Origin of the sequence: Pseudomonas fluorescens (assembly GCF_902497875.1) — a bacterium.
Classification (GTDB): Bacteria; Pseudomonadota; Gammaproteobacteria; order Pseudomonadales; family Pseudomonadaceae; genus Aquipseudomonas; species Aquipseudomonas fluorescens_BR.
Window position 1 is genome coordinate 16,187 of sequence record NZ_CABVHY010000007.1, and the last position, 15,520, is coordinate 31,706.

The window sequence follows — 15,520 nt, forward strand, 5'->3', positions numbered from 1 at the left end:
CTTTTGGCGATTTCGGAGCTGTCGAAGGGCAAGATCAAAAGATCGCAGCCTGCGGCAGCTCCTACAGGGGGATCGGGTTTACAGCGCTAGAAGTTTCAGGCGCTCACGAACCGAAGCTTCGATACCGGCTTCGTCCAGCCCACACTCGGCCAGCATTTGTGCCGGCTTGGCATGTTCAACGTAAGCGTCCGGCAAGCCCAGATGCAGCATCGACTGGAGGATGTTTTCCCGGGCAAGAAACTCGCTGACCGCGCCACCGGCGCCGCCCATGATCGCGTTTTCTTCGATGGTCACCAGCAACTCATGGCTGCCGGCGATTTCCCGAACCAGGGCTTCGTCCAATGGTTTGACGAAACGCATGTCGACCACCGTGGCGTCGAGCTTCTCTGCGACTTTCAGCGCTTCGGCCAGTTGCACGCCGAATACCAGCAGCGCGACATTGCTACCCTGACGGCGAATCACACCTTTGCCGATCTCGATCGGTTCGAGGTTTTTCTCGATGGTCGCATTCGGACCGGTGCCGCGCGGGTAACGCACTGCGGCCGGGCCGTTGTAGAGGTGACCGGTGCTGAGCATTTTGCGCAGTTCGTTCTCGTCACTCGGGGTCATCACCAGCATGCCGGGGATGCAGCGCAGGAACGACAGGTCGAAACTGCCAGCGTGGGTCGGACCGTCTTCGCCCACCAGGCCTGCGCGGTCGATGGCGAACAACACATCGAGGTTCTGCACCGCAACGTCATGCACCAGCTGGTCGTAGCCGCGTTGCAGGAAGGTCGAATAGATCGCCACCACCGGTTTGACGCCTTCGCAGGCCATACCGGCGGCGAGGGTCACGGCGTGCTGCTCGGCGATCGCCACATCGAAATAACGTTGCGGGAATCGCTCGCTGAAGGCCACCAGGTCGGAGCCTTCCTTCATCGCCGGGGTGATTCCGACCAATCGCGGATCGGCGCTGGCCATGTCGCACAGCCACTCGCCGAACACGCTGGAGTATTTCGGTCCGCCGGCTTTTTTCGGCGCAGCCGCTGGAGCATCCAGGGGTTCGAGCTTGGTGATCGCGTGATAGCCGATCGGGTCGACTTCCGCCGGAGCGAAGCCTTTGCCTTTCTTGGTGACCACGTGCAGGAACTGCGGACCCTTGAGGTCGCGCATGTTGCGTAGGGTAGCGATCAGCGTCGGCAGGTCGTGGCCGTCGATCGGGCCGATGTAGTTCCAGCCCAGCTCTTCGAACAACGTGCCCGGGACCAGCATGCCCTTGGCGTATTCTTCGGTACGCCGGGCAATCTCCCAGGCGCCGGGCAGGCGCGACAGCACTTTTTTGCTGCCTTCACGCATGCTCGCGTAAGTGCGGCTGGAAAGAATTTTCGCCAGATAGTTGGACAGGCCGCCGACATTGCGCGAGATCGACATGTCGTTGTCGTTGAGGATCACCAGCATGTTGGCGTTGACTTCCGGCGCGTGGTTCAGCGCTTCGAAGGCCATGCCTGCGGTCAATGCGCCGTCGCCGATCACCGCGATAGCCTTGCGCTCGCTGTTTTGCAGGCGGGCGGCAATGGCCATGCCCAGCGCGGCACTGATCGAGGTGCTGGAGTGGCCGACGCCAAAGGTGTCGTACTCGCTCTCGGAACGACGCGGGAAGGCCGCAATGCCGTCCTTTTGGCGCAGGGTGCCCATGCGCTCGCGACGGCCGGTGAGAATCTTGTGCGGATAAGCCTGATGGCCAACGTCCCACACCAGCCGGTCGTCCGGGGTGTCGAAGACATAGTGCAGCGCAACGGTCAGCTCAATGACGCCCAGACCGGCACCGAAATGCCCGCCCGTCTGGCCGACCGTATAGAGCAGCTCCTGGCGCAACTCATCGGCCAGGGTTTCGAGCTCGGCTTCGCCTAACCGGCGCAGGCCGGCCGGCGTGTCGGCACGGTCGAGCAGGGGCGTGGTCGGGCGTTTGCGTGGAATCTCATGAAACGTCGTGGGCATCAGGCGAATCGTTATAGGTATAGAAGAGGCGGCAGTTTACCTTATGGATCGCAAGCTGCCCACGCAGAGCTCGGAAGTTGGCCAAGAATATGCAGTCGGGCGTAGCAGCGGTTTAGCTGCGACGTTCAACGATGTAGCGCGCCAGGTCGCGCAACGGCTCAGCCGCCGCGTCGAACGGTCGCAGAGCGTGCAAGGCTTGATCGCGCAGCTCCAGGGCATAGGCTTTAGCTGCGTCCAGGCCGAGCAAGGCCGGATAGGTCGGTTTGTCTCGGGCGATATCGGCGCCCTGGCGTTTGCCGAGTGTCGCGGTATCGCTCTCGACATCGAGAATGTCGTCTTGCACCTGAAACGCCAGGCCGATGGCTCGGGCATAAGTCTGCAAGGACTTCAGTTCGTCTGGTTGCGCACGGCCGCTGGCCAGGGCGCCGAGCTTGACGCTGGCTTCGATCAACGCGCCGGTCTTGTGCCGATGCATGTATTCGAGTGCTTGCTGATCGAGTTTGAGGCCGACCGAGCCGAGGTCGATGGCCTGACCGCCCACCATGCCCGCAGGACCTGCCGCCAATGCCAGGGTGCTGACCATGCGCAAAAGGGTTTCGCAATCCACTGCGCTCAGCCGCGGCTCGAGCAAGGCACTGAATGCCAGGCTTTGCAGACCGTCACCGGCAAGAATCGCGCAGGCTTCGTCGAAGGCCTTATGAGTGGTCGGCTGGCCGCGACGCAGATCGTCATCGTCCATCGCCGGCAGATCGTCATGCACCAGTGAATATGCATGAATCAATTCCACCGCGCAGGCCGCGCCGTTAGCGTGTTCCGGTACACCACCGAGCGCTTCGCAGGCCGCGTAAGCCAGCAGCGGTCGCACGCGCTTGCCGCCATTCATTACGCTGTAGCGCATGGCGGCATAAAGGCGGGCCAGCTCAGGGCTCGGAGCGCGGAACAGGGTTTCCAGTGCAGCATTGACCCGGGCCTGACTGCTGGCCTGATAGGCGGCAATCATTCTGGCTGTTCCGGGTCGAAGGGTTCCTCGGCCAGCTCGCCATCGCGTTCCAGCAGGATCTGCACCTTCTGCTCCGCCTGGGCCAACGCCGTCTGGCAATCGCGGGTCAGGCCGATGCCCTGTTCGAAGGCCGTCAACGAGTCTTCCAGCGACAGCTCGCCGTTCTCCAGACGCTCGACCAGCGTTTGCAGGTCAGCGAGGGATTGTTCGAAATCCAGTGCAGCTTTTTTGCGGGCCATGGCGGCAATTCCGGTTGACGGTAAACCGGCGCGACACTAGCAGAGAGAGGCTTTTTGGGCAAATGAGTGGACAGATGGATGTGCCAGGAATGCCTTGTGGAGTTCGGCGTTAGGCTCACCCATCAGCGTTTGCCATTGCTCGGGTAGTTGATCTGGTAGCGGGTGCTACGGCCACCTCCGGGCAGGCGGACCAGGCAACCCTTGTCCAGCAGGTCGGCCAAGTGGCGAGTCGCAGTCGCCTTGGAGACTTTTGCTACGGCCTGGTACTGAGCGGCGCTGATGCCATCTTCAAATCCTTTCTCGCCACCATCCAGCAGGCGGTTGAGCACCTTGGCCTGTTCCGGGGACAGAACCTGACCGCGGTGGTTCTGCCAGAAACGGGCTTTGCCGAGTACCAACTCGATACGGGCCATGGCTTGTTGCAGGCTACGCAATAACGTATGGAGGAACCATTCGAGCCAGTCAGTAATATCCAGGGTGGCTTTCTGGCTGGCTTCCAATACACGGTAGTAGCCAGAACGATCGTCGAGGATGCTCGCCGACATGGCGTAGAAGCGGATGGCCTGGTCCTCGGCCTGGGCGAGGGCCAAGTCTGTGATTGCCCGGGTGAGGCGGCCGTTGCCATCGTCAAAGGGATGGAGCGTGACGAACCAGAAGTGAGCGATGCCTGCCCGCAACAAGGGATCAAGCCGGGGTTGGGTACGGCTGGTTTTGAACCAGTCGAGGAAGGCGTTGAACTGTTGTTCCAGGCCTTGGCGCGCAGGTGCTTCAAAATGGACGGTGGGTCTGTCCAGGCGACCCGATACCACCTGCATCGGTTCATCGCCACGCAGCGCGCCAACTCGAAGGTGTTGCGGGATAGGTTTTTCGTCTTCGGTGGGAAACAACCATTCATGCCAATGCAGCAAGCGCGCGAGGGTTAGTGGCTGGTCGAAATGCTGGGTCGCGTCCAGCATCAACTCCGCCAGCCCTTCACTGCGCTTGCTCACGTGGTTGCCATCGAACTGTTTCATGCCCAAGCGACGCGCCAGAGATGAACGCACCGAACCGACGTTCAACTGCTCACCTTCAATGGCGGATGAAGTCACGATGTTCTGCAACAGCGTGTCCAACTCGCTTTGTGCGCTGAGTTCTCCCCCTGCGGAACCGGACATGCCCAACAGCCGTCCTTGCGCCTGCACGCACTCGCGCAACAACGGGGCGAGTCGCTCGGACTGCCATTGAAAATGCGGCCAATCAGGCTGTTGCCAGATCCAACGAAGGTGGTCCATAGGTTCGTGCTCTTGACGATGAGCCGAATATGGAAGTTATTCGGCTCATTTAGTGAGCCGATTGTGTGGGCTATTCGGCTCAGCGTCTAGCTCCAATACCCCGCCCTCGGATGCAAGTTTTAGCGAAATCACCCAACTGATTGTTTCCGCTCGGCAGCGAGCGGTGCAGGCCGTCAATACCGAGCTGATCGAGCTGCACTGGCAGGTTGGGGCTTATATCAGCCACAAGATCGAAGCCGCGGAGTGGGGTGATGGCGTGGTTGCTCAATTGGCCACTCACCTCGCGCGAACTCAGCCCGGATTGCGCGATTTTACACGTCCTAATCTCTTTCGTATGCGCCAGTTTTACGAGGCATACCGGCATGACGCAAAAGTCTCAGCACTGCTGAGACAATTACCCTGGACCCAAAACCTGATCATTCTCAATCAAAGCAAGCGCCCTGAAGAGCGCGAGTTTTACCTGCGGATGGCGATTCAGGAAAAATGGTCGAGCCGGGAGCTCGAACGCCAGTTCAAGGCCGCGCTATTTGAGCGTTCCGTCATAAGCCCGGCAAAACTCTCACCACTGGTGAGACAAATGCATCCAGAAGCCTTGAGTGTGTTCAAGGACACGTACATGGTCGAGTTTCTCGACCTGGCACAGGGGCATGTCGAGGCGGATTTGCAGGGTGGGTTGCTGCGAAGGCTCAGGGATTTTCTCATCGAGTTGGGAAGGGGCTTTTGTTTCGTTGGCTCGCAGTATCCGTTGCAGGTTGGCGGCCGCGATTTTGCGTTGGATCTGCTGTTCTTCCATCGGGGATTGAATTGTCTAGTGGCGATTGAGCTGAAGGTCGGGCGCTTCGAGCCGGAGTACGTGGGCAAACTGGATTTCTACCTGGAGGCTCTGGATCGCAATGTCCGCAAACCTCATGAAAACCCGGCGCTCGGGGTTTTGCTGTGCGCAAGCAAAGATGATGAAGTCGTCGAGTACGCCCTCAACCGTTCACTTTCGCCGGCATTGATCGCGGAATATCAGACTCAGCTGCCGGACAAGAAACTGTTGCAGGCCAAGCTGCATGAGTTTTATGCGCTGAATGCAGGTGGGGCTTGAGCGATTTCCCGTGTGAATCACTTTGTTTCAGGCATTAAAAAGCCGGCTTGTGGCCGGCTTCTCGGGGACTGGCTTGGCTCATTTTTGGTAAGCCGCGCCAGCCTTCAAAACGTACACCCGGATCTTGCGTCCGGCTGTGGGACTTGGCGAGAAAATCATCTGCCGCGTCGGGGCGATCTGGCCGTGCTGGACGGACGATGCGCGAATGTAGGGCGCAGCATACTGATTTTTTTGAAAAATTCCCAGCCTAAAGGGCGATCCAGAGCTATCGCGTGCTGAAAAATCGCCCAAAGGCTTATTGGAGCGCTACGTTCGGTCGGCGTTTGGTGAGTGTTGACCACCAGAATACCCAGCCGAGGACCTGGATGTTTTGCGCCTTGATCTGTTCGGTGCTGAACAATTCGTCCGGGTATTCGGTGTCGTTGTGGCTGCACAGTCGAAGGGTGCCAGTGGGTAGGCGGTACAGGTAGTTCACCCGCAGCCTTCCGTGGTGCTGGAGGGCGTAGATTTCGCCGTCGACGATCTGGGTCAGGCTTCGGTCAATGGCAATGGTGGAACCGTCCTGAATCTTTTCCGCCATGTTGTTGCCGCTCATGGGCGCGCAGACGGCTTTATCCGGATCGACCTCCAGTGATTCCAGATAGTGTCTCGGCAATCGCACACTGTGACCGGTTATTTCGATGGTGTTTGCATCGGGTTGGGTGGACGTCTCTTTATAACAAGGGATTTCTACATCCGTCGGCTGCAGGTCGTCTTTATAAATCCCGATAGTTTCCGTTGTTGCAAGTTTAGTTGGGTATTTCGGGCCTTCGCCGGTGTACAACCACTTGCTGTTGACGGATAACAGCCGGGCAAACTCGTCCATTCGCCAGAGCGGCACGCCGCGCTTGTACCAGTTGTTCACGTGCTGAGGCTTTGCATTGCAAAATTTTGCAAACTCTGTGGGCTTGAGGTTGACCTCTTTGAGGAGTGCCTTGAAGCGATCGCCGGATGTATTCATGAAAACGGATTTTACGGAGGCGCGATAATTGTTTAAATAAACAAAGTGTTCAATTTTTATAGGAATTAGTTAGTAGGGTTTAGGCTGTTTTTACAGTATTAAGTGCGCCATAAACAAATAGTACTATTTGTGTTTAATTGGGGGTGTGTAAGTTGTTGTGTTGTTCAAGGCATTAAAAAACCCCGGATAACCGGGGTTTTTTATGCTGCGACGCTACGAGCGAAGACAGGCTCAGCCTTTATAGGCTGCGACCGACTTCATGATCTCGGTGCGAGCGGCTTCTGCGTCGCCCCAACCTTCGATCTTCACCCATTTGCCTTTTTCGAGGTCTTTGTAGTTCTCGAAGAAGTGCTTGATCTGCTCGAGCAGCAGACCTGGCAGGTCGGTGTACTCTTTGACGTCGACGTACAGCTGGGACAGCTTGTCGTGTGGAACTGCGATCACTTTGGCATCGCCACCGCCATCATCGGTCATGTGCAGGATGCCGACCGGACGTGCGCGGATCACCGAACCAGGAGCAACCGGGTAAGGGGTCACGACCAGCACGTCGAGGGGGTCACCGTCGTCAGCCAGGGTGTTGGGGATGAAGCCGTAGTTGGCCGGGTAGAACATTGGGGTGGCCATGAAACGGTCAACGAACAGGCAGTCGCTGTCTTTGTCGATTTCGTATTTGATCGGCGCGTGGTTGGCCGGAATCTCGATGGCGACGTAGATGTCGTTCGGCAGGTCTTTGCCAGCCGGAATCTTGCTGTAGCTCATTGGGCGGTGCCCCCGTGATTGGCCAAATGACTTGGCCGGATTGACCTAAAAGTGGCGGCGATTATAGGCATATTCCGCCGTCGATGCCACGTACCAGAGGTCGTGTAGACCTTAGTCGTGTACCCGATAGTCCGGATGGACTGTCTGCAGTTGCTTGAGTCTGGCCAATGGGTCCTGACGATAAAACAGCTGCAATTGCTGGTAAACCTGCGGATAAGCGCCACTGAGCAGGTCTGGAGCACTGAAGAAGTATTCGCTGGTGACGGCAAAGAACTCGGCGGGGTTTTCCGCGGCGTACGGATCGATTGGTGTTTCGGCGTCGGGATTGCGATCCAGTTGACGATTGAGGTCGTCGTAGGCGTGTTGCATCACCGATGACCATTCGCTGGCTCGCATGTCGCTGTGCAGTGGCGGCATGCCATTGGCGTCGCCGTTGAGCATGTCGAGTTTGTGCGCCAGTTCGTGGATAACCAAGTTGTAACCTTCCCAGCCGCCGCTGGCAAGGACCCCGGGCCAGGCCAGAATAACCGGCCCCTGTTGCCAGGCTTCGCCGCTGTGTTCGCCCTCCCACTCATGCTCGACGCCGGCGGCATCGCGATGCCGCTGCGGGCTGAGAAAGTCATCCGGGTACAGCACGATTTCGTGAAAGCCCTGATACCAGTTCAGTTCGCCCAGATGCAGCAGCGGCAATTGCGCCTGCGCCGCCAGCAGCAGTCGCTCCTCCTGGTGAAGTTCGACACCAGGCAGGGTGGTGAGGTGCTTGGCTTGCAGGAACAGTACGCTGGACTCGCGCAACCATTGGTCTTCAGCGTCGCTCAGGCCATCGAGAAAACGCAGGTGTTCACGCACTCGTCGCCAGGTTTCAAGCGCAACGGGATGCTTGGCCAGCGTGCGCTGGCGGCGCCAGGCAGTGAGTGACCACATGGGCAATCAGCGTGATCCGGCTTTGGAGGCTGAGTTGGCCAGGCGGCTGCGGACGATGCCGATAATCATCGGCAGCAGCGATAGCAGGATAATGCCCACCACCAGCAGCGACAGGTTCTGCTTGATGAACGGGACATTGCCGAAGAAGAAGCCGAGTGTCACCAGCCCGCCGACCCAGAGGAGGGTGCCGGCAACGCTGAAAGCCAGAAACCGTGGGTAGGGCATCTTCGCCACGCCGGCGACGAACGGCGCGAAGGTCCGAATGATCGGCATGAAACGCGCGAGAGTTACTGTCTTGCCGCCATGCTTGTCATAAAAATCGTGGGTTTGCTGCAAATAGTCGCGGCGAAAGATTTTCGAGTCGGGATTACTGAACAGGCGTTCGCCGACCGTTCGGCCAATTATATAGTTGGTGCTGTCACCAAGGATCGCCGCCACCATCAACAGGCCTGCCAGCAATACCGGGTCCATGCCGCCGCCTGCCGCTACGGCTCCGGCGATGAACAGCAGCGAATCGCCAGGCAGGAATGGCATCACCACCAGACCGGTTTCGCAGAAGATCACCAGAAACAGGATGGCGTAGATCCATGACCCGTAGTTGGTTACCAGCAAATCGAGATAGACATCGAGATGCAAGATAAGGTCGAGCGGGTTGAAATCCATGGAGGTACCTGTGGTGATGGCCCGCTTTGGCAGATCCGTGCGAAGGCTTCGAAATAGGTGGCTACACAGCGCTGTAATTTTTCTTACAGGCTGCAGAGGTCGGCATTATACGGTCTGAGAGGTGGATTGCGTGTCGAGATTGTAGCGGGGGATTTCGCCTGGGGGAGGCGGGATAGGGCTTTCAGGGATCTGACGGTGTTGGACATACCCTTGTGGCGAGGGAGCTTGCTCCCGCTCGAGCGCGCAGCGGTCGCAAATTGGACTCATGTGGTATATCTGACATAATGCGTCGCCGGTTTTACGACTGCTTCGCAGCCGAGCGGGGGCAAGCCCCCTCGCCACAAAAAGCCGCTCACCACGGCCTTCACCACCGCCTCTCGCCTGGTGATTACTCTTCGCTGATAGGCAGTATGTAGTTCTTGAACTCGGTGTCTTCGCGAAAACCGATGGATTCGTAGGTTTTCTGCGCCACTTCGTTGTTGCTGCTGGTGGATACCCGCATGCGCACGGCGTGGGTTTCCTTGGCCATTTTTTTTGCGGTGCGGATCAGGTTGTCGGCCACCAGCTGTCGACGGGACTCTTCGGCGACATAAATATCGTTGAGGATCCACACGCGTTTTAGCGACAGGGAGGAGAAGCTCGGGTACAGCTGACAAAAGCCCAGCAGCTTGCTGCTGTCTTCATCGGACAAGGCCAGGTAGATCACCGATTCCTTGCGTCGCAGGCGCTTTTCGAGGAAGGCCCGGGAGGAGTCGGGATACGCCAGCGCACCATAGAACTCACGGTATTTGACGAATAAGGGGGTCAGCAGGTCCAGGTGTTCCAGCGTCGCTTGAGTAATGCGCATGGTAGGCCTCAACTTCAAGTGGGTGTGACGGCAAACGGATCATTACTCGGGCAGCCGTGATCCGATGCTGCCTAAAGCCTGCAAAAAGCGCAATCAGGATACTGCCATTACAGCGGTTTTGAGAGTAGGAAGTTGCCATTTGAGTGGCTGGAAGTGTCCGAGTCCAGCGTCTGAACCTGTGCATCGTCTTTCAAATTGACCCCGGAAAGCTGCCGGCGACAGGCTTCCCGCATCAAATACAGCAGGCGATGGGCAGCCATGCCGTAACTCAGCCCCTCCAGCCGCACATTGGAAATGCAGTTGCGGTAGGCGTCGGTCAGGCCGATCTTGGGCTGGTAGGTGAAGTACAGGCCGAGGCTGTCCGGCGAGCTGAGGCCGGGGCGTTCGCCGATCAGGATCACTACCATCCGGGCGCCGAGCAACTCGCCGATTTCATCGGCCACCGCGACCCGGCCCTGTTCCACCAGGATGACCGGCGACAGCGACCAGCCTTCGGCCTGGGTCTGTTCTTCCATGCGCGCCAGAAACGGTAGGGTATGACGATGCACAGCCAGCGCTGACAAACCATCGGCCACTACCACCGCCAGGTCAATGCCGCCGGGGTTGGCTTGGGCATGCTCGCGCAGCTTCTGCGCCGAGTCGACGCTCAGCCGTCGGCCGAGGTCGGGGCGTTGCAGGTAGCTGTTGCGATCGATGGCGGCACTGTGCAGCAACAGGCTGTCACGCCCACGCTCGGCCAGTTGCGTGCCCAGGCCCGCATGATCGAAGGGTAAATGCACCGCATCCCGGGCCTGCGCGTGTGCGTACTGGAAATCCAGCTGTGCAGCAGTCGGCATGCTGGTGCCGGCGCGGCCGAGGGCAATCCGGGCCGGGGTCAGGCGGCGCAGTTCCAGCCAGGGGTTTTGGTTGTCGGTAGGGGGCTTATCCATCACTCGATCATTCATCCCAGGTGCGCCATAGCCTGGCGGAAGGCCGGCGGCAGGCTGTTGCCAAACTGCACCTTGCCATCCGCTTGAGTGAAGATGCCCATTTTCGCCAGCCATTGCTCGAATTCCGGCGCGGGCTTGAGGCCCAGGGTCTGGCGGGCATAGAGCGCGTCGTGGAACGAGGTGGTCTGATAGTTGAGCATGATGTCGTCGGAGCCGGGAATGCCCATGATGAAGTTGATTCCCGCCACGCCGAGCAGGGTCAGCAGGGTGTCCATGTCATCCTGATCGGCTTCGGCATGGTTGGTGTAGCAGATGTCGCAGCCCATGGGTACACCCAACAGCTTGCCGCAGAAGTGATCTTCCAGCCCGGCGCGGATGATTTGTTTGCCGTTATAGAGGTATTCCGGGCCGATGAAGCCGACCACGGTGTTGACCAGAAACGGCTTGAAGTGCCGTGCCACGGCGTAGGCGCGGGTTTCGCAGGTTTGCTGGTCGATGCCATGGTGGGCGTTGGCCGACAGTGCGCTGCCCTGGCCGGTCTCGAAATACATCAGGTTCTGCCCCAGCGTCCCGCGATTGAGGCTCAAGCCGGCGTCGTAGCCTTCCTGCAGGACATTCAGATTGATCCCGAAACTGGCATTGGCCGCTTCGGTGCCGGCAATCGACTGGAACACCAGATCCAGCGGTATGCCGCGGTTGATCGCCTCGATTGAGGTGGTGACGTGGGTCAATACGCAAGCCTGGGTGGGGATTTCGTAGCGCTGGATGATCGCGTCGAGCATTTCCAGCATGGCGCAGATCGAGGCGGTGCTGTCGGTGGCCGGATTGATCCCGATCATCGCGTCGCCGTTACCGTAGAGCAGGCCGTCGAGGATGCTCGCGGCGATCCCGGCCGGTTCATCGGTGGGGTGGTTCGGTTGCAGGCGGGTCGACAGGCGACCGCGCAGGCCCATGGTGCCGCGGAACTTGGTGACCACACGAATTTTCTGCGCCACCAGCACCAGGTCTTGCACGCGCATGATCTTCGACACGGCGGCGACCATTTCCGGAGTCAGGCCCGGCGCCAGGGCGCGTAGGCTCTGCTCGTCTGCCGCATCACTGAGCAGCCAGTCGCGGAAACCGCCGACAGTGAGGTGGCTGACCACGGAAAAAGCAGCGCTGTCGTGGCTGTCGATAATCAGCCGGGTCACTTCATCGGCTTCATAGGGGATCAGCATCTCTTCGAGGAAGTGCTTGAGTTCGATATTGGCCAGGGCCATCTGCGCGGCGACCCGTTCGCCATCGTTGAGCGCGGCGACACCGGCCAGAAAGTCTCCGGAGCGGGCCGGGCTGGCCTTGGCCATGACCTCCTTGAGGCTGTCGAAGCGATAGGTCTGGGTGCCGACCGAGTGGGAAAAACTTGCCATACAGGTTCTCCATGACGACGCAGTCAGTGCCTGCGTCGTGTTTTTCGGCGTTTAGTGCAGGGCTTTTTCAGCGTTCTGAATGGCCGCGAATTCTTCTTCCGGCGTGCCTGCTACCAAGTGATGGCGACTGTAGAAGGCAAAGTAAGCAATTAATACTCCATAGATGATCACCGCACCAATGACCACCCGCGGATCGACCAGGAAGCCCGCCACTACCGCGACACAGGCCAGCACCAGGGCCACTCCGGAGGTAAAGATGCCTCCCGGTGTACGGTATGGGCGCTCCATTTTAGGGCGGCGAATGCGCAGGGTGATGTGAGCGGCCATCATCAGCACGTAGGAGATGGTGGCGCCGAATACGGCCACCAGAATCAGCAAATCACCCTGGCCGGTCAGCGACAGGCCGAAACCGATGATGCCGGGGATGATCAGGGCCAATACCGGTGCTTTGCTTTTGTTGGTCTCGGACAGCTTGCGCGGCAGGTAGCCGGCGCGGGACAGGGCAAAAATCTGCCGCGAGTAGGCGTAAATGATCGAGAAGAAACTGGCGATCAAACCGGCCAGGCCCACCAGATTGACGAAGTGGCCCATCCAGGTCGAACCGCCATAGGCTTTGGACAGGGCTTCCACCAAGGGATTACCGGACGTCATCAGTGCATTGGCACCGGCGCCGCCGGGACCGATCACCAGAATCAGCAAGGCAAAGCTCACCAGCACCAGCATTGCGCCGATCAAGCCGCGTGGTAGGTCGCGTTTCGGGTTTTTGGTTTCTTCGGCCGCCAGTGGCACGCCTTCGACGGCCAGGAAAAACCAGATCGCGTAGGGGATCGCCGCCCACACACCGACATAACCGAACGGCAGGAAGCTGCTGGCGCCTTTGGCGCTGGTGACCGGGATGTCCAGCAGATTGGCGACGCTGAAGTGCGGGACCATTGCCATCAGGAACACCGCGAGGGCAATGGCCGCCACGGCGGTGATGATGAACATCAGCTTGAGCGCTTCACCGACCCCGAAAATATGGATGCCGATGAAAATGATGTAGAACGCCAGATAGATCATCCAGCCGCCGATGCCAAACAGCGATTCGCAATAGGCACCGATGAAAACCGCAATCGCCGCGGGCGCGATGGCGTACTCGATGAGGATCGCCGTGCCGGTCAGGAAGCCACCCCAGGGGCCGAAGGCGCTACGGGCAAAGCCGTAACCGCCGCCTGCGGTGGGAATCATCGAGGACAACTCGGCGAGCGAGAAGCACATGCACAGGTACATGGTGGCCATCAGCAGGGTGGCGAGAAACATCCCGCCCCAACCGCCTTGCGCCAGGCCGAAGTTCCAGCCGGCATAGTCACCGGAAATCACATAGGCAACGCCCAGGCCGACCAGCAGGACCCAGCCAGCGGCACCTTTTTTCAATTCGCGTTGCTGAAAGTATTCGGAGCCGACTTTTTCGAAGTCGACGGAAGAGCCGGCCGCCGGGGCGCCGATAGGTTCGCTAGGCATAGCAGTTCACCTGTTTTTATTTTTTGTCCGACCTTTTGGGCGGATCGGTGTAGCGGGGCTGAATCTTTGTTGCCTGGAAGACCGCTTTCGCGGGTAAACCCGCTCCTGTAGGAGCGAGCTTGCTCGCGAAAGCAATCCAGAGGGCGATACAGCTTCACCTGTATCACCCGCGGGCTTGCTTAGAAGAAGCCCAGTGGATTGATGTCGTAGCTCACCAGCAGGTTTTTCGTCTGCTGGTAGTGATCGAGCATCATTTTGTGGGTTTCACGACCGACGCCGGATTTTTTGTAGCCGCCGAACGCGGCGTGTGCCGGATACAGGTGGTAGCAGTTGGTCCAGACACGACCGGCCTTGATGGCCCGGCCCATGCGGTAGGCGCGGTTGATGTCACGGGTCCAGAGACCGGCGCCCAGGCCGAACTCGGTGTCGTTGGCAATCGCCAGGGCTTCGGCTTCGTCCTTGAAGGTGGTGATGCTCACCACCGGGCCGAAGATTTCTTCCTGGAACACACGCATTTTATTGGTGCCCTTGAGCAGGGTCGGCTGGATGTAGTACCCAGTCGCCAGGTTGCCCTCGAGTTTTTCCACCTTGCCGCCGGTCAGCAGCTCCGCGCCTTCACCCTTGGCAATTTCCAGGTAGGACAGGATCTTGTCGAATTGCTGCTCGGACGCCTGAGCGCCGACCATGGTGTCGGTGTCCAGCGGGTCGCCACGTTTGATTTCCAGGACCTTCTTCATCACCACTTTCATGAAGTCGTCGTAGATCGACTCTTGTACCAGTGCCCGTGATGGGCAGGTGCAGACCTCGCCCTGGTTGAAGAACGCCAGTACCAGGCCTTCGGCAGCTTTTTCGATAAAAGTCGGTTCGGCTTGCATGATGTCTTCGAAGAAGATGTTCGGCGACTTGCCGCCCAGTTCAACCGTCGACGGAATGATGTTTTCAGCCGCGCATTTCATGATGTGCGAGCCAATCGGGGTGGAACCGGTGAAGGCGATCTTGGCGATGCGCTTGCTGGTGGCCAGGGCTTCACCGGCTTCACGGCCGAAACCTTGCACCACGTTGAGCACGCCCGGCGGCAGCAGGTCGCCGATCAATTCCATCAGCACGGTGATGCCTAGCGGGGTTTGCTCTGCCGGCTTGAGGACTACGCAGTTACCGGCGGCCAGGGCTGGAGCGAGTTTCCAGGCGGCCATCAGGATCGGGAAGTTCCACGGGATGATCTGCCCGACCACACCCAGTGGTTCATGAATGTGATAAGCCACGGTGTTGCCGTCGATTTCCGCGGCGCTGCCTTCCTGGGCGCGAATGCAGCCGGCGAAGTAGCGGAAGTGGTCAGCGGCCAGCGGGATATCGGCGTTCAGGGTTTCGCGTACGGCTTTGCCGTTGTCCCAGGATTCGCTGACGGCGAGGACTTCCAGGTTCTGTTCGATGCGGTCGGCGATTTTCAGCAGCACCAGTGAGCGGGCCTGCACCGAGGTCGAGCCCCAGGCGTCCGCCGCAGCGTGGGCGGCGTCCAGCGCTTTGTCGATATCTTCGGCGGAGGAGCGCGGGAATTCTGCAATAGGTTGGCCGTTTACCGGCGAGGTATTGGTGAAGTACTGACCTTTGACAGGCGCGACGAATTCGCCGCCGATGTAGTTACCGTATTTGCTCTTGAACGAAACGATTGCGCCTTCAGTACCGGGGTGAGCGTAACGCATGGTGGGTATCTCCTGGCTTTTGTTATTGGGAAGGACGCGCTGTAGCGCTTATATAAGCGTAGAGCAAAGGTCGGGCCAGTGCTTTGCAGGTCATTTAAATCAATGGGTTACGAGTTGTCCGAGAGACGAGTGGACCTGCGTTGTGACAGTTGTGGCACGGCCTGAGTGACACTTTGTGCCACAAGCGGTACAGCCTGTGACGGGTGGGTCGGGTC

At 59.1% G+C, this 15,520-nt stretch carries 14 protein-coding genes; 1 reads left to right on the top strand and 13 read right to left on the bottom strand.

The window, feature by feature from the left end; translation table 11 throughout:
- Positions 1-78: 78 nt before the first annotated feature.
- From dxs to F8N85_RS08355, 4 genes are all read right to left on the bottom strand, one after another.
- Positions 79-1,977, bottom strand: coding sequence for a 1-deoxy-D-xylulose-5-phosphate synthase (dxs, locus tag F8N85_RS08340; protein ID WP_150803165.1), 1,899 nt, complete (start codon positions 1,975-1,977; stop codon positions 79-81).
- 112 nt (positions 1,978-2,089) lie between these two features.
- The gene (locus F8N85_RS08345; protein WP_150803166.1) at positions 2,090-2,977 is read right to left on the bottom strand and encodes a polyprenyl synthetase family protein; all 888 of its coding nucleotides are present in this window, start codon (positions 2,975-2,977) and stop codon (positions 2,090-2,092) included.
- Positions 2,974-3,216: an exodeoxyribonuclease VII small subunit gene (locus tag F8N85_RS08350; RefSeq protein ID WP_150803167.1), complete on the bottom strand. Its 243-nt coding sequence runs from the start codon at positions 3,214-3,216 to the stop codon at positions 2,974-2,976. The genes F8N85_RS08345 and F8N85_RS08350 overlap by 4 nt, the downstream gene beginning before the upstream one ends.
- A gap of 122 nt (positions 3,217-3,338) precedes the next feature.
- Positions 3,339-4,487, bottom strand: coding sequence for a Fic family protein (locus F8N85_RS08355; RefSeq protein WP_150803168.1), 1,149 nt, complete (start codon positions 4,485-4,487; stop codon positions 3,339-3,341).
- 127 nt (positions 4,488-4,614) lie between these two features.
- On the opposite strand from F8N85_RS08355, the gene F8N85_RS08360 reads away from it, so the two are divergent.
- Positions 4,615-5,577, top strand: coding sequence for a PDDEXK nuclease domain-containing protein (locus tag F8N85_RS08360; RefSeq protein ID WP_224795665.1), 963 nt, complete (start codon positions 4,615-4,617; stop codon positions 5,575-5,577).
- Positions 5,578-5,872: 295 nt separating this feature from the next.
- Here the strand turns inward: F8N85_RS08360 and F8N85_RS08365 are convergent, their stop codons facing one another.
- From F8N85_RS08365 to F8N85_RS08405, 9 genes are all read right to left on the bottom strand, one after another.
- Positions 5,873-6,577 (bottom strand): helix-turn-helix transcriptional regulator, encoded by a 705-nt coding sequence (locus F8N85_RS08365; RefSeq protein ID WP_150803169.1) that lies wholly within the window; start codon positions 6,575-6,577, stop codon positions 5,873-5,875.
- 231 nt (positions 6,578-6,808) lie between these two features.
- A complete protein-coding gene (ppa, locus tag F8N85_RS08370) occupies positions 6,809-7,336 on the bottom strand; it encodes an inorganic diphosphatase (RefSeq protein WP_150645456.1) in 528 nt (175 codons plus the stop codon).
- 111 nt (positions 7,337-7,447) lie between these two features.
- Positions 7,448-8,260 (bottom strand): zinc-dependent peptidase, encoded by an 813-nt coding sequence (locus tag F8N85_RS08375; protein ID WP_150803170.1) that lies wholly within the window; start codon positions 8,258-8,260, stop codon positions 7,448-7,450.
- 6 nt (positions 8,261-8,266) lie between these two features.
- Positions 8,267-8,923 carry a DedA family protein gene (locus tag F8N85_RS08380; protein WP_150803171.1) on the bottom strand — a complete coding sequence of 219 codons (657 nt, stop codon included), beginning with the start codon at positions 8,921-8,923 and terminating at the stop codon, positions 8,267-8,269.
- A 388-nt stretch (positions 8,924-9,311) separates the two neighbouring features.
- A complete protein-coding gene (locus F8N85_RS08385; RefSeq protein ID WP_150803172.1) occupies positions 9,312-9,770 on the bottom strand; it encodes a GNAT family N-acetyltransferase in 459 nt (152 codons plus the stop codon).
- A 107-nt stretch (positions 9,771-9,877) separates the two neighbouring features.
- Positions 9,878-10,699, bottom strand: coding sequence for an ethanolamine ammonia-lyase subunit EutC (eutC, locus tag F8N85_RS08390; protein ID WP_150803173.1), 822 nt, complete (start codon positions 10,697-10,699; stop codon positions 9,878-9,880).
- An 11-nt stretch (positions 10,700-10,710) separates the two neighbouring features.
- A complete protein-coding gene (locus F8N85_RS08395) occupies positions 10,711-12,105 on the bottom strand; it encodes an ethanolamine ammonia-lyase subunit EutB (protein WP_150803174.1) in 1,395 nt (464 codons plus the stop codon).
- Positions 12,106-12,156: 51 nt separating this feature from the next.
- A complete protein-coding gene (gene eat / locus F8N85_RS08400; RefSeq protein WP_150803175.1) occupies positions 12,157-13,605 on the bottom strand; it encodes an ethanolamine permease in 1,449 nt (482 codons plus the stop codon).
- A gap of 179 nt (positions 13,606-13,784) precedes the next feature.
- On the bottom strand, positions 13,785-15,305 hold the full coding sequence (locus F8N85_RS08405; RefSeq protein WP_150803176.1) for an aldehyde dehydrogenase family protein: 1,521 nt from the start codon (positions 15,303-15,305) through the stop codon (positions 13,785-13,787).
- Positions 15,306-15,520: the final 215 nt, after the last annotated feature.

Coding starts and splice junctions, on each gene's coding strand:
- F8N85_RS08355 (WP_150803168.1), bottom strand. CDS start 4,487: ATGGACCACCTTCGTTGGATCTGGCAACAGCCTGATTGGCCGCATTTT.
- F8N85_RS08345 (WP_150803166.1), bottom strand. CDS start 2,977: ATGATTGCCGCCTATCAGGCCAGCAGTCAGGCCCGGGTCAATGCTGCA.
- eat (WP_150803175.1), bottom strand. CDS start 13,605: ATGCCTAGCGAACCTATCGGCGCCCCGGCGGCCGGCTCTTCCGTCGAC.
- F8N85_RS08380 (WP_150803171.1), bottom strand. CDS start 8,923: ATGGATTTCAACCCGCTCGACCTTATCTTGCATCTCGATGTCTATCTC.
- F8N85_RS08395 (WP_150803174.1), bottom strand. CDS start 12,105: ATGGCAAGTTTTTCCCACTCGGTCGGCACCCAGACCTATCGCTTCGAC.
- F8N85_RS08385 (WP_150803172.1), bottom strand. CDS start 9,770: ATGCGCATTACTCAAGCGACGCTGGAACACCTGGACCTGCTGACCCCC.
- dxs (WP_150803165.1), bottom strand. CDS start 1,977: ATGCCCACGACGTTTCATGAGATTCCACGCAAACGCCCGACCACGCCC.
- F8N85_RS08365 (WP_150803169.1), bottom strand. CDS start 6,577: ATGAATACATCCGGCGATCGCTTCAAGGCACTCCTCAAAGAGGTCAAC.
- F8N85_RS08350 (WP_150803167.1), bottom strand. CDS start 3,216: ATGGCCCGCAAAAAAGCTGCACTGGATTTCGAACAATCCCTCGCTGAC.
- eutC (WP_150803173.1), bottom strand. CDS start 10,699: ATGGATAAGCCCCCTACCGACAACCAAAACCCCTGGCTGGAACTGCGC.
- F8N85_RS08375 (WP_150803170.1), bottom strand. CDS start 8,260: ATGTGGTCACTCACTGCCTGGCGCCGCCAGCGCACGCTGGCCAAGCAT.
- ppa (WP_150645456.1), bottom strand. CDS start 7,336: ATGAGCTACAGCAAGATTCCGGCTGGCAAAGACCTGCCGAACGACATC.
- F8N85_RS08405 (WP_150803176.1), bottom strand. CDS start 15,305: ATGCGTTACGCTCACCCCGGTACTGAAGGCGCAATCGTTTCGTTCAAG.